This is a genomic window from Tropicibacter oceani, from assembly GCF_029958925.1.
In the GTDB taxonomy this organism is placed as follows: domain Bacteria; phylum Pseudomonadota; class Alphaproteobacteria; order Rhodobacterales; family Rhodobacteraceae; genus Pacificoceanicola; species Pacificoceanicola oceani.
In genome coordinates, this window is sequence record NZ_CP124616.1 from 632,187 (window position 1) to 645,707 (window position 13,521).

General features: G+C 61.6%; 11 protein-coding genes and 1 tRNA gene. 8 read left to right on the forward strand and 4 right to left on the reverse strand.

Translation table 11 applies throughout. The features are described 5' to 3' along the window. Positions 1-19 precede the first annotated feature (19 nt). Together QF118_RS02975 and QF118_RS02980 are read right to left on the reverse strand one after the other, a co-directional pair. The gene (locus tag QF118_RS02975) at positions 20-571 is read right to left on the reverse strand and encodes a hypothetical protein (RefSeq protein ID WP_282301165.1); all 552 of its coding nucleotides are present in this window, start codon (positions 569-571) and stop codon (positions 20-22) included. Between the two features lie 119 nt (positions 572-690). Continuing rightward, a complete protein-coding gene (locus tag QF118_RS02980; RefSeq protein WP_282301166.1) occupies positions 691-1,365 on the reverse strand; it encodes an acyl-homoserine-lactone synthase in 675 nt (224 codons plus the stop codon). 225 nt (positions 1,366-1,590) lie between these two features. Here QF118_RS02980 and QF118_RS02985 point away from each other — a divergent pair, with 225 nt between their 5' ends. The 8 genes from QF118_RS02985 (at position 1,591) to QF118_RS03020 (ending at position 11,611) form a co-directional block, all read left to right on the forward strand. Further along, positions 1,591-2,304 (forward strand): LuxR family transcriptional regulator, encoded by a 714-nt coding sequence (locus tag QF118_RS02985; protein WP_282301167.1) that lies wholly within the window; start codon positions 1,591-1,593, stop codon positions 2,302-2,304. A gap of 374 nt (positions 2,305-2,678) precedes the next feature. Further along, positions 2,679-3,881 (forward strand): tyrosine-type recombinase/integrase, encoded by a 1,203-nt coding sequence (locus QF118_RS02990; RefSeq protein ID WP_282301168.1) that lies wholly within the window; start codon positions 2,679-2,681, stop codon positions 3,879-3,881. Beyond that, on the forward strand, positions 3,878-4,600 hold the full coding sequence (locus QF118_RS02995; RefSeq protein WP_282301169.1) for a hypothetical protein: 723 nt from the start codon (positions 3,878-3,880) through the stop codon (positions 4,598-4,600). The genes QF118_RS02990 and QF118_RS02995 overlap by 4 nt, the downstream gene beginning before the upstream one ends. 107 nt (positions 4,601-4,707) lie before the next feature. Next, entirely contained in the window at positions 4,708-4,893 is a 186-nt protein-coding gene (locus QF118_RS03000; protein ID WP_282301170.1) for a helix-turn-helix transcriptional regulator, read from the forward strand. 2 nt (positions 4,894-4,895) lie between these two features. Then, on the forward strand, positions 4,896-5,300 hold the full coding sequence (locus QF118_RS03005) for a winged helix domain-containing protein (protein ID WP_282301171.1): 405 nt from the start codon (positions 4,896-4,898) through the stop codon (positions 5,298-5,300). A 192-nt stretch (positions 5,301-5,492) separates the two neighbouring features. After that, positions 5,493-6,383: a DUF7146 domain-containing protein gene (locus QF118_RS03010; RefSeq protein WP_282301172.1), complete on the forward strand. Its 891-nt coding sequence runs from the start codon at positions 5,493-5,495 to the stop codon at positions 6,381-6,383. After that, entirely contained in the window at positions 6,380-7,867 is a 1,488-nt protein-coding gene (locus tag QF118_RS03015) for a YfjI family protein (protein WP_282301173.1), read from the forward strand. The genes QF118_RS03010 and QF118_RS03015 overlap by 4 nt, the downstream gene beginning before the upstream one ends. 279 nt (positions 7,868-8,146) lie before the next feature. Beyond that, positions 8,147-11,611: a class I SAM-dependent DNA methyltransferase gene (locus QF118_RS03020; RefSeq protein ID WP_282301174.1), complete on the forward strand. Its 3,465-nt coding sequence runs from the start codon at positions 8,147-8,149 to the stop codon at positions 11,609-11,611. A gap of 255 nt (positions 11,612-11,866) precedes the next feature. Here the strand turns inward: QF118_RS03020 and QF118_RS03025 are convergent. Then, positions 11,867-11,942 (reverse strand) — tRNA-Thr (locus QF118_RS03025). Between the two features lie 47 nt (positions 11,943-11,989). Beyond that, complete coding sequence (locus QF118_RS03030) at positions 11,990-13,513, reverse strand: heme biosynthesis protein HemY (RefSeq protein ID WP_282301175.1); 1,524 nt, start codon at positions 13,511-13,513, stop codon at positions 11,990-11,992. Between the last annotated feature and the right edge of the window lie 8 nt (positions 13,514-13,521).

The following is a 13,521-nucleotide window of genomic DNA, read 5'->3' on the forward strand; positions in this document are numbered from 1 at the left end:
TTTCAGCGGGTGGGCCGGGTCACGGAGAGACAGAGGTGTCGGGGGACGACCGGTTCAGCCAGGCGCTGTAGGTCCGGATCGCAAGGTCTTCGTCGATACCGCGGGCCTGGCGAAAACGGCTTTGCGCCTCTTGCTGCTGGCCAAAGTGCTTGGCGAGGCAGGACAACAGGACCAGCGTGCGCACCCTGTCAAAAGGATCGGTCGCATCGAAACAGGGCGAATGCGCCAATTCGCGCAGCGCCTCCAGTGCGACACGGTCCAGACCCAGATCGCCGGGCAGACAGGCAAGCGTGCTGGCCTGGACATAGGTCATTTCACACATCACGGCGGGCGAGGCATCGTCGCTGGCCATGGCGCTGTCCATCAGCGCCACGCCGGTGCGGATATAGGCCCGACGCTTTTCCTGGGTCAGCATCTGGTCACCGACCATCGTCAGCAGGCTGCCCTTGTACATCAGGGCCTGTCGATGGCCCGGGTTGCGGGCCAGCTGCGCCTCGGCGTGTCCAAGGGCGCGGCTAACCGCATCGCCCCCTTGTTCGATGGCCAGCCGGTAGAGGTCTTTCAATGTCATCGGGGGGCGCTGCTTTGATCTTTCTGTCAGGTGGGTCGGAACGGGGGAATTGCGCCCTGCATCGGCGGGGCAGCGCACTGCCCCGGGCCGTGATCCGCACATGGGTCGGCCGGCGCGCATCAGGCCAGCTCGGGGATGGGACGGGCCACCGGGGCGACCAGAGGGGTGAAGCCCCGCGACCGCTCAAAGACCGGTTCGTGCACGCCGATCTTGGCGCAGATCGTCGCCAGCACGTCCTGCGTCACCGCGAACGAGGCGCAATAGACCGGCTTGGCGCCATACCCATCGGCGCGGCCGTGAATGTCATAGGCCAGGCCGGCGCGGCGATAGACGCGGCTCATGCAGGGTTCAAAGTTGGACACCATACGGCGGATGTTGTGGGCCAAGGCGGCTTCGCACAGGGCCAGGAACAGCAGGTTGAACCCCTGCGCCGCCGGCAGGTCAGGGAAATCGCGGGCGATCAGCGCGTCGTCCAGGCACATCCGGGTGCCTTCCCAGACGGTCCGGTCGATCAGATCTGGGTTGCGGCCATGGGTTGCGTGGAACACGTCATGCAGCAATGTCGGCCCTTCTGTGGGCATCAAACGCACAACCCCGTAGAGAGTGGCCTTGTCATCCGAGCACCACACCAGGTAGCTGGCGCCCATGTCGTCATATGCGTCTTTTTCCATGTCTTCGTGCACCGGAACGTCCCAGCCCAGCTGGTCCGCGAACACCCGTTTGCGCAGCCGGAAAACATCGGCCATCAGCTTGGAATTCTGTTTTACTTCATGGGGTTGAATGGTTGTAAACATGGTCGCCTCCGCACTGTCCTGTTGGGGGGACGCTAGGAAGAATTGCCATGTCTGGATATTTCCACGCCTGAGGCCACGCGTTTGATCACATACAAATGCGGGGGGCAGAAATGAAACAACTTATGATAGATTGCCGGGGAATCGGCGTTTCGCAATTTGCAGTCTTGACTTTACGTCAGTTTTCAAGCGGTCATGCGCCAGCCAACAAAGTGACAAGTGGGTTTTGTGTCCGTGATTCAATTTGACTCCGAACAGATACTGAATGGAATTCTGGCCGCCGGTTCGGTCCAAAGCTCGATCGAGATCCTCGCCAGGCAGTTTGCCATCGACCACGTGACCTTTCACATGGTCAGCAATGCCAAGTCCGGGATGGACAACCCCTTTGTGCGCACGACCTATCCGGCGAATTGGGTGTCGCATTACCTGCTGAACAATTACGTCGTCAAAGACCCCATCCTGCGCAAGGCCCTGACCGGCAACAGCCCCTTCAGCTGGAGCGAGATCGAGCCGAGCGCATCGGAAATGCAGTTGTTCGTCAAGGCGGCCGAATTCGGGCTGGGGCAGTCGGGCTATTCGATCCCCTGCGCCGATCCTTATGGCCGCAAAAGCGTGTTGTCGCTGAACAGCCATCTGGATCACGCCGACTGGACGGCCTTTCTGGACAGCAATGGTCAGGACCTGGTCGGCCTGTCCAAGGACCTGCACGTGCAGGCCGTGGCCGAGGCTTTTGCCGAACAGGGCGATATTCCCCAGCTCAGCCCGCGCGAATTCGAATGCCTGCGCTGGACCGCCGAGGGCAAGACCTATTCAGAAATCGCGATCATCCTTGATCTGTCCGAACACACGGTGCGGTCCTATCTCAAGGTCGCGCGGTTGAAACTGGACAGCGTATCCCTGGCGCAGGCGGTAGGCCGCGCCAGCCGCCTTGGCCTGATCTGAAGCCATCGCCGGTATCCTGGGCCATGCCTGCGGTTCCGGGGCGCGCGAATCCACCCTGCCCGAAGCTGCGTTTTACTGCCCACGGTAGGCTGGACGCGCCCGGACCGGACGGCCGGGACCCTTGCCAGAACAAGGGAATATCCATAAATTCCAAGGGATTAGGGGGCTTTCTGGCAGACTTGGGCAGAAAGTGGTGCCGCTGAAGGGCACATCATCAATACCCTATCTTGTATTTCCCTGTCGGCATAGAAAGCTATCACACTGGTATTACAGCCTTTATCTGTCCGGGGCTGTATTGAAATGTCCGGGGGTATCCAATATCTTGGGGTGGATTGAAAGGTGGATTGAGATTTTCCCTCTGGATAGGACACCAGATGCCAGCACGCGACAGATTATCGGCTGCCTTCGTGAATTCCGCCCCGGTGGGCAAGCATTGCGATGGTCAGGGGCTTTGGCTTGTGAAGCGTCCGGACCACAAAGGCAAATGCGCGCAGTGGATGCTAAGAATCACGATCCACGGCAGGCGTCGGGAAATGGGGCTGGGCGGCTTTCCGCAAGTTTCTCTCGCGCAGGCCCGTGAATTGGCCAAGGAATGGCGCGGCGTTGCCAGGGCGGGCAAAGACCCGGTGAAGGAACGCGAAAGGCAGGCACGCGAGGCGGCGCGCGCAGATCAAACCTTGCGCACTGTCGCCCTTGAAGCCTTCGAGGCGCGCAAAGCGGAACTGAAAGGCGACGGCAAGGCTGGACGCTGGTTCTCGCCCCTTGAATTGCATGTCTTGCCAAAGCTGGGCGGTGTACCAGTCACGGAACTGGATCAACGCGACATCCGCGACACCTTGGCCCCGCTTTGGCATACAAAGGCTGATACCGCGCGCAAGGCCATGAACCGTCTCAACATCGTATTGAAACACGGGGCCGCGCTGGGCCTGGACGTGGATTTGCAGGCGACTGAAAAGGCCAAGGCGCTGCTGGGCAAATCGCGTCACGAAGCAAAGAACATTCCCGCAATGCCTTGGGCCGAGGTTCCGACCTTCTATGCGACGTTGACAGAGCAGACCCCGACACATCTTGCGATGCGGCTGCTGATCCTGACGGGCGTGCGCTCGAACCCGCTGCGCCACCTGCGCCTTGACCAACTGGATGGCGATGTGTGGACGATACCGGGTGAAGCCATGAAGGGCCGCAAGGGCGCGACCTCAGACTTTCGCGTTCCCCTGTCGCGTGAGGCCTTGGCCGTGATCGAATTGGCCCGCCCCTTCGAGCGCGAAGGCTATCTTTTTGCCAATGTGCGAAAGGGCGTCCTTAGCGACATGACACTTTCCCAACACATGAAACGCGCAGGGCAGGAGGCGCGCCCGCACGGCTTCCGTTCCAGCCTGCGCGACTGGCTGGCAGAGGCAACAAACACCCCGCACGAAGTGGCGGAAACCATATTGGGGCACACGACAGATAGCGCCGTGGTCCGGGCCTATCGCAGAACAGACTTTTTGGAACAGCGCCGCGTGCTGGCCGAACGCTGGGCCGACCATGTGACGGGCGGCGCGGGGCAAGTGGTCAAGATGGTGGGGGCGGTATGAGCGACGAACCTGTTTACACCCGGAAAATCATCGCAAAAGACGAGCTGTCTACTTTAGTGCAGGATAGAGTTACCGTCCACACACTCGAAGATTTGCGTCGAGTTTCAGCAGCTTTTGATAACGGCGACTTTTGGCAGCAACTTGAGCGCATGGCCGATGATTGCGACAAGATTTTGAAAGAATGCGGTTATCCGCCTGCGTCAGATCAAGTTGGGTTCAATAGCGAAGGCGAATGGCGCTACTTTTCTCTGGATGAATGGAAAAAAGACAATGCTGGCTGGACCATGACCAATGGGGCGCATTTTGTTCAAACGCAAACGGCGGATTTTTCCAATGAGTGGTACGCCGCTCGCATTGGCCATCACATCCGATTGGTGTTGATGAGTAAAGACAAAGAGAATGACCCAAAGGGCCACATTTACAGCATGATTTTCGAAATATCCCGATTGCGAACAGAATGGGAGTGGCGAGCGACGCGCAAAGAACAGATTGTTTCAACTATTCAGAGAAACCGGCACCTTAGCGAACTTAGAGAAAAGCAAAACGAAGCGGCCAAGGCGACCGTGGAGTCAAGGCGGGCTTTGGTCGAGTCAATGTTGGGTGAAACCAAACTGACGGGCGGGGCCTTGGATAAGTGGATCAAGGTCCAGCTACATAAAAGACATGATATAGACGTTTCGCCGCGTACCATTCGGGGTGACCGCCGCACGCTGCGCTAGAAGCCAAATTCCGAAAATACTTGGCAAGCCTTGATAAGCGTTGCCAAGCAAGGCCGCCCAAAATCGGACCACCTAAGCCACCAACAGGCACGAAAGGATGGTCCGAAATGGCAACGAAATACATCACCTTCACCGAATTGCGCGCCTTACTGGGCAACCGCTCTCGCAGCGCCGTCTACAACGACATTGATGCGGGCCGGTTGCCCAAACCCCTGAAACTCGGGGGGCGCAATTACTGGCCCCTGGACGAAACCGAAGAACATTTGCGCGCCCAACGCGATGGGGGGGCGTGACCATGAACATGAAGCGAAACCCCGGAGCGCTGGCGGGCGCAACCGGGGCAAAACTACCTCAACATCCGAAGGCTGACGGCTCCCAAACGATAGCACGCAAACCCCGTGTAAAGGAAGCGGGAACCCCCTATCTGGTCACGCCCAGCGCGGGCGACCCTTTCCGCATCGTGGTCGCTGGCCGCAATCGCTGGGCGCTGGAACGCCTGCGCGCGTCGGGCGCGAAGGGCTGCACACCGATCACCGAACCCGCACCGCGTTGGAGCGCATACGTCTGGAACCTGCGCGAACTTGCGGTGGAAATCGAAACCATCACCGAACCGCATGGCGGCGACTTTGCGGGGCATCACGCCCGCTATGTCTTGCGCAGTCAGGTATCGCCTGCCTGGAAGGGCGGTGCGGCATGCTGATTTTCCTTCTGTTTTGCGGCGTGCCGTTCTGGCAGGCGCTGGCCTTTGTGCTGACCTTCTATTCTCTGGCGGCGCTTCTGATCTGGGAGGGGATGTGGTGAACCAACTACAAATCCGCTTTCTGATGCGCGTTCATGGCCTGACCGAGGCGCAGGCCCAGGCAATTGCGGTCCTGATCTGGGGGTTGGGACAATGATGGATGCAAGGCACCTGACCCAAGCCCTTGGGGGCCAATGGTACAACCGCTATGGGACTGCCCCGTGCCCCGTTTGCCAACCGGAACAGCGAAAGGGGCAGAACGCCCTGACGCTGGCCGATGGTGATGCGGGCCTGCTGGCGCATTGCAAGAAATCGCATTGCGGCTTTCGCGACATTCTGGGGGCGGCTGGCGTCGCCCCGGAATCCGGACCTTGTAACCCGCCGAACCCTGTGACCATCGCGCAGCGGGCGGCGGAACGTCAGGCCGAGGCCCAGCGCCGCGCCGCGCAGGCGCATCGCCTTTGGCAGGAGGCGCAGCCCATTGGTGGCACCCCGGCGGAAACCTACTTGCGCGAAGTGCGCGGCATCACATGCGAATTGCCGAAAACCCTGCGCTACAAGGCAGACTGCTGGCATGGTGCAACCGCGACCCGGCACCCGGCGCTTGTGGCGCTGGTCGAAGGTGGCGACGGTTGCGCAGTGCATCGCACCTACCTTTGCGCTGATGGCGGTGGCAAGGCGGCGGTTGATCCTGACAAAGCCATGCTCGGGGCTGTCGCTGGCGGCTCTATCAGGTTGGCCGACGCAGGTGGGCCACTTGTGGTTGCCGAGGGTATTGAAACCGCCCTTTCGCTTGGCAGCGGCCTGCTGCGAACCCCGGCAACCATCTGGGCGGCGCTTTCCACCTCAGGCCTTCGCGGCTTGCGCCTTCCGAAAGTCGCGGGCCGTTTGACCATTGCCCCCGATGGCGACCCGGCGGGCCGTGCAGCAGCCCATGCCCTTGCCAAACGGGCACACGCAGCGGGTTGGACCGTCTCGCAACTTCCCGCGCCAAACGGGCGCGACTGGAACGATATTCTGACAATGAAAGGGGGCAAGCAATGAACGCCCCGGAACCGATACCCTTCACCCCTGAAGGCCCGCAACCTTTGGTGCGCGAGATTGCAGCCGGTGCGGCCTATCCTGTCCAGAACCTTGGGCCATTGCGCACCGCCGTCGAAGCGGTGCAAAGCATGACGCAGGCCCCCGTCGCCATCCCGGCGGCATCTGCCCTGGCGGTGGCGTCGCTGGCCGTTCAAGGCTTTGCCGATGTCGAAACGCTGGGGGGCACGCGTCCTGTATCGCTTTACGCTTTGACTATCGCTCGATCTGGCGAACGCAAAAGCAGTTGCGACGGGCCGCTGATGGCAGGTTTGCGCGAACATGAGCGCGAACAGAACCGCGCCCAGGGCGACGCTTTGGCAAGCTGGCAGAATGCGCACGCGCTTTGGAAAGGCGAGCGTGACCGCATACTGACCGAGGCCCGCAAGGCCAAGGGCGAGCGAAAGACGGCTGCGCGCGCAGACCTTGAGGCGCTGGGCAAAGAACCCGCTGCGCCGCCATCAGGCGACCGCACCGCGACTGAACCCACCTTCGAGGGGCTGACGCGGCTCTATACAACCGGGCAACCGTCTTTGGGCATTTTCAGCGATGAAGGCGGGCAATTCCTTGGCGGTCACGCGATGAACAGCGACAACAGACAAAAGACCTTGGCCGCGCTCAACGACCTCTGGCAGGGCAACCCGATCCGCCGCACGCGGGCAGGGGATGGGCACGCAACTTTGTTCGGGCGGCGGCTGGCGGTGCATCTGATGGCGCAGCCGATTGTCGCGCGGGCCTTCATGGCTGATCGAATGGCGGGGGAAACGGGCTTTCTGCCGCGCTTCCTGATCTGTGAACCGCCCAGCACCATCGGCACCCGCCTGCACCGCAATTCAAATGGCGACCTAGAGGCAATAGAGGCATTCCGAACCCGGATGCGCGCCATTCTCGATACACCCATGCCGATGGATGACGCCACCCGCGAACTGTCCCCACGCGTCTTGCCCCTTGCTTCCGAGGCCCGCGCGCTGCTGATCCGCTTTGCCGATGCGACAGAGGCGGCGCAGGCCCCTGGCGGTGACCTTGCCCATGTCACGGGCTATGCGTCCAAGGCGGCGGAACAGGCGGCGCGCATCGCTGGGGTTCTGACGCTATGGGGCGATTTGTTTTCGCCTGTCGTGACAGTGGATGCGATGGCCGATGGTATCGCCCTTGCGCATTTCTACATGTCCGAGGCGGTGCGGCTGGCCGATGCGGCAACCGTCAGTCAGGACATCGACCGCGCGGAAAACCTACGCAAATGGCTGCTGGAAAGCTGGCCGCACCCTGACGTGATGGTGCGCGACGTTGTGCGGCTGGGGCCGAACCCTTTGCGGGAAAGCCCAAAGGCACGGGCTGCGCTGGCACTTCTGGAACGTCATGGCTGGTTGACCCCGCTGGAACCCGGAACCGTGGTGCGGGGGGCGGCGCGGGCTGAAGCCTGGCGGATTTGGCGGGACACCGACTGACCCTTTGCGACATCCGCGACACCTGCGACACCGGACAAGGAATGTCGCAGGTGTCGCAAGTGTCGCAACACCCCGAACGCCAGAACCGCAGGTTCTCGCACCTGATCCTTTCACGCATTGCCAATCCGTCGCGCGGCGACCTCAAACATGGACCGCCATGATGCGGCATGGCCCGTAGCTGGGCGGATTCGCACTAGACGGGGCGCGTGTGATTTGCATTCATGAACAGAAATCGCAATTTTTTAAACCGCTTGGCGGCAAGTGTTTTGGTGGGGCGTCGTGCAAATCGAAGAATTCATTTCCAGATGGAAAAACTCGGGCGGCAGCGAACGCGCCAATTTTCAGACCTTTGCAAATGAACTCTGCGATGTGCTGGACCTGCCCAGACCGGACCCCGCCACCCAGCACGCCAAAACCGATGCCTATTGTTTTGAGCGCCCCGTGACCTTCATTCACACCGGCAGCAAATCGCGGGGGTTCATCGACCTATACCGGGCCGAACACTTTGTGATGGAGGCCAAACAGGGCACGGATGCCCCCGCCGAACCCGACACGGGACAAGCGGACCTGCTGCCCGATCTGCCCAAGGTCACCCGAACCGGCCACGGCAAACGCGGCACCCGCCGTTGGGACGACACCATGCTGCGCGCCCGCTCTCAGGCCGATGGCTACGCCCGTGCCGTGTCGCGCGACGATGGCTGGCCGCCCTTCCTGATGGTGGTGGACGTGGGGCACGTTATCGAACTCTACGCCGATTTCTCAGGGCAGGGGCAGGGCTATACGCAATTTCCCGATGGTCGCCGCTATCGCATCACCATGGACGACCTGCGCGACGAAAAGACCCGCGAACGCCTGCGCCTGATCTGGACCAACCCGACCGCGCTGGACCCGTCCAAGGTATCGGCCCAGGTCACCCGCGCCGTGGCCGACCGACTGGCAGCCCTTGGAAAATCTTTCGAGGGCCAAGGCCACGAACCCGAGGCCGTCGCGCGCTTTCTGATGCGCTGCCTGTTCACCATGTTTGCCGAGGATGTCGAACTGATCCCGCTGGGCAGCTTTACCGACCTTCTGCAACGGCTGCGCGGCCACCCCGAACACGCCGCCCCCGCGCTCAAGGCGCTGTGGCAGACCATGGACACCGGCGGCTTTTGCTCGGTCCTGACAACCGATCTGATGCGCTTCAACGGTGGCCTGTTCAAGGACGCGCAGGCGCTGCCCCTGTCGAACGTCCAACTGTCGCTGCTGATCGACGCCGCCAAATGCGATTGGCGCGAGGTCGAACCGGCCATTTTCGGCACCCTGCTGGAACGCGCATTGGACAAGAAACAGCGCCACAAGCTGGGCGCGCATTATACGCCCCGCGCCTATGTCGAACGGCTGGTTGTGCCCACCATCATGGAACCGCTGCGCGCCGATTGGCGGGATGTGCAGGCCGCCGCCCTGACCCTTGCGACCCAGGGCAAAGAGGAACAGGCCCGCGACACCGTGCGCGCTTTTCACACCCAACTCTGTGACATCCAGGTGCTGGATCCGGCCTGCGGATCGGGCAACTTTCTTTATGTCGCGCTCGAACTGATGAAGCGGTTGGAGGGCGAGGTCACCGACCTGCTAGCGGAACTGGGCGAGGATCAGGGCGCATTTGCGCTGGCCGGTCACACCGTGGACCCGCATCAATTCCTTGGACTGGAACTGAACCCATGGGCGGCGGCGGTGGCGGAACTGGTGCTGTGGATCGGCTATCTGCAATGGCACTTTCGCACCCATGGGCGGGCCAGCCCGTCAGAACCCGTGCTGCGCGACTTTCACAACATCGAAAACCGCGATGCCGTGCTGATCTATGACGGCACGACGCCCCGGCTGGACGACGCGGGCGCGCCCGTGACCCGGTGGGATGGCGTGACGACCATCACGCACAGCGTGACCGGCGAACAGGTGCCAGACCCGGCGGCGCGCGTGCCGGTGCTGGACTATCTGCACCCCAAGCCCGTCACATGGCCGAGGGCGGATTTCATCATCGGCAACCCGCCGTTTATTGGGGCGAAACGTATAAGAGAAGCGCTTGGCGATGGATATGCCGAGGCTCTGTGGAAAGCCTACCCCAAGATGCCGCAAAGTACGGATTTTGTCATGTTTTGGTGGGAAAAGGCGGCGTTGGCGACGCGCGGCTGGAAACCCGCCACCGCCAAGGCGCGGGCCAAGGGCACCCGGCGCTTTGGCCTGATCACCACCAATTCCCTGCGCCAGACCTTTAACCGCAAGGTGCTGGAACCACACATGGCCGACCCGAAAACGCCGCTGTCGCTGCTGTTTGCCATTCCCGATCACCCTTGGGTGGATGCGGGCGACGGTGCGGCGGTGCGCATCGCCATGACCGTGGCGGCGGCTGGCAACCGTCCGGGGCGGCTGCTGACCGTAACCGAGGAAGTGAAAGGCGCGACCGAGGCCGAGGGCCGCCCGGTCACGCTGTCCACCGAACTGGGCAAGATTTTTGCCAACCTAAGGTTGGGCGCGGATGTGGCGGGCGCGATGCCGCTAAAGGCTAACTCCAAGCTGGTCTGGCAAGGTTGCAAGCTGGTCGGTGCTGGATTTCAGATTACCAAAGGGTTGAGAGATGGGTGGGCAGCTGACCGTCCCGATTTTGCTCAATATTTACCCCAGTACCTTACCGGTTCCGATCTTACTGGTATTGTAGACGAGCGATTTGTAATAGACTTGACAGGACTGGGCCAGAGCGAGGCACAGACGAAAGTGCCCGCTCTTTTTCAGCATTTGGGCGACAGCGTGAAGCCGTATCGCGAACAAAACAACGATAAGACCTTTCGCGAAAAATGGTGGCTATTTGGAAGGCCGCGCCCCGAAATGCGAGAGGCGTTGAGCGGTCTGCCGAGGTATCTAGCGACAAGCGAGGTTGCGAAGCATCGGTTCTTTTCGTGGCTAAATTGGCCTGACCAATTGGTCGATGGATCTATCATTGCGGTAGCAGTTTGCGATGCTTCTCTTATGGCAATTCTGTCAAGCCGCCTTCATCTAAGTTGGACTTTAGCCACCAGTGGAACGCTGGAGGACCGCCCAAGATACCACCTTTCTCACAGCTTCGCCCCCTTCCCCTTTCCAACCCCAACCGACGCTCAGAACACCCGCCTGCGCGCTCTTGGAGAAGAACTCGATGAGCACCGCAAGGCGCAGCAGAAAGCCCATCCAAAGCTGACCCTGACCCAGATGTACAACGTGCTGGAAAAACTCCGCGCCGGGGAAAAGATCGAAGGCAAGGACCGCGAGATTTACGATCAGGGCCTGATCGGCATCCTGCGCGACATTCACGACCGCATCGACGCGGCGGTGGCCGAGGCCTATGGCTGGCCCGCTGATTTGTCCGACGATGACATCCTGCACCGGCTGGTGGACCTCAACCGCGAACGCGCGGCCAAGGAAGCGCAGGGAATCGTGCATTGGCTGCGCCCCGATTACCAGAACCCCGCAGGCCTTGTTGCCGAAACCAAGGGCGCTCAGAACGCCATGGACCTTGGCCCCAGGGACACGACTGCCAAACCCGATTTCCCCAAATCCCTGCCCGAACAAATCGCCGCCGTGCGCGAAGCCCTGTCCGATCTGGGCGAAGCCACCCCCGAACAGGTTGCGCGCAGTTTCAAACGGGGCCGCGCCGCCACGGTGCAGCCGCTGCTGGAAAGCCTGACGGCGCTGGGACAGGCCCGCACCGTCGAAGGTGGCCGATTTGCCCTGTGACCCGTGGTCGGGGGGAGGGGGGTATATCAATCTTGCCGCTGACCCGTCAGGAACCGGCGGGGGGAGCCGATTTTATGCGCGGGCAAAACCAAGGTAAAAAGGCCCAGCGCCTTGATGTGCCCTGAAATGACGCAACCCGACAAAAGGGGAGCGCGACGGGCTTCCCATCACGCCCCAAAGGGTGGATAGAAAGGTGGATTGAATTTCGGTTAAAATCAAAAAAGCCCCCAAGGCCAATGCCTTAGGGGCTTTTCATGGTGCCGCTGAAGGGACTCGAACCCCCGACCCCATCATTACGAATGACGTGCTCTACCAGCTGAGCTACAGCGGCACTCTGGTGGGCGGCCTATTAGCAAGAAGGCCGCCGCAAGGAAAGCGCTATTTTTCGCTCTCTTTGACCGTTTCCGCCTCTTCGACGATTTCGGCGTCCACCGGTTCAGAGGCAGCCCGTGGGGCGGTGGTGTCCGCCTTGGGCGTTGCGTCGATCACCTCTGCATCGGTGGTGGTCACGGCCGAGTGATCTTCGATCGCGCCGACGATCAGCGGCAGCATTTCGGCGCCGGCAGGCAGGACGACCTCGGATTGCGGCGGCTTGGTCCAGCTAAGCGTGTCAAAGGCCCCGCAGTTCGAACACAGCGGCCCCCATTGCGCGTGGATGGTGTTGCACTTGTCACAGACCCACTGCGGGCCGCGCGGGGCGGTCAGCGCCTTGGCCAGCCAGCCGCGCACAACCGCGTCGGACCCGCCTTCGCCCTTTTCGATCGCGGCCATGATGGCCAGGACACGGGCGTCGGGATCACTTTCGACCAGATCGCCCAGGCTGCGGCGCGCTTCAGGGAAGTTTTCGGCAGCCAGGTTCAGCTCGGCCTTGAGCAGGCGGGTTTCGCGGTGCTCGGGGTTGATCGCGGTCAGTGCGGCAAAGCGTTTGACGCGGGCCTCGGGGGTTTCCTTGGGCTCGATCTCGGCGAAAGCGGCGGCAAGATCGGGGTGCGGGTGCACCTCCCACGCCTTTTTCAGCACGCGGATCGCATTCTTGGGGCGACCCTTGGCGATATAACCGCGCGCCGCGAGGGCGGCAGCAGGGATCAGATCGGGCGATGCCTTGTTGGCGACGATCGCGGCCTCGCGGGCCTCGATGCTTTGTTCGTCGTCGATGACGCCGCGGGCGCCGGACAGGGCCAGAACCGCATCGCGGCGCTTGAACACATCGCGCGGCAGGGCGCCGGTCTTCAGCTTGGCGGCCAGGGTCTTGCGCGCACCTTCCCAGTCCGAGGCTTCGGCCTGAAGGCGCAGCAGGGTGTCCTGCACCTCGGTGTGCTTGGGCTTGATGGCAAAGGCCCGTTCGGCCAGCTTCAGCGCGGTTTCGGTATCCCCCGAGGCCAGCTTTTGCTTCATCAGCCCGCGAACGCCGACAAACCGGGTGTTTTCATCCTTGAGCAGGCGTTTGTAGACCTCTTCGGCCTTTTTGTTGTCGCCGACCATTTCAGCCGCCTGCGCGGTGATCAGGTTGGTCAGATCGGGGCGGTGCAGGTATTTGTCGGCCTTTTGCGCCTTGGCCATCGCCAGACGTCCTTCGCCCGAAGCCAGCGCCATCAACCCTTCGGACAGGGCCTGGAACCCCTTGCGTTCACGGTTGCGGTCGAAATAGCGGCTAAGCGCAGTTTCGTCGCCATTGATGAATTTGAGCAGGGCAATCACCAGGCCGAACAGCTTGAAGAACAGCCAGACCAGAACCACCAGCACCACGGCGGCAATGACCGACTGAAGCGGGCCAAGGGTGAATTCGGTGCCTGCCGCGGTGATCTGAATCCCGCCCGAGCTTTCCATCAGATACCCGGCGCCCAGGGTCAGGGCCGCGACCAATGCGACGAAAATGACAATCTTGATAAGTGACCAAAGCATTTCGCGAC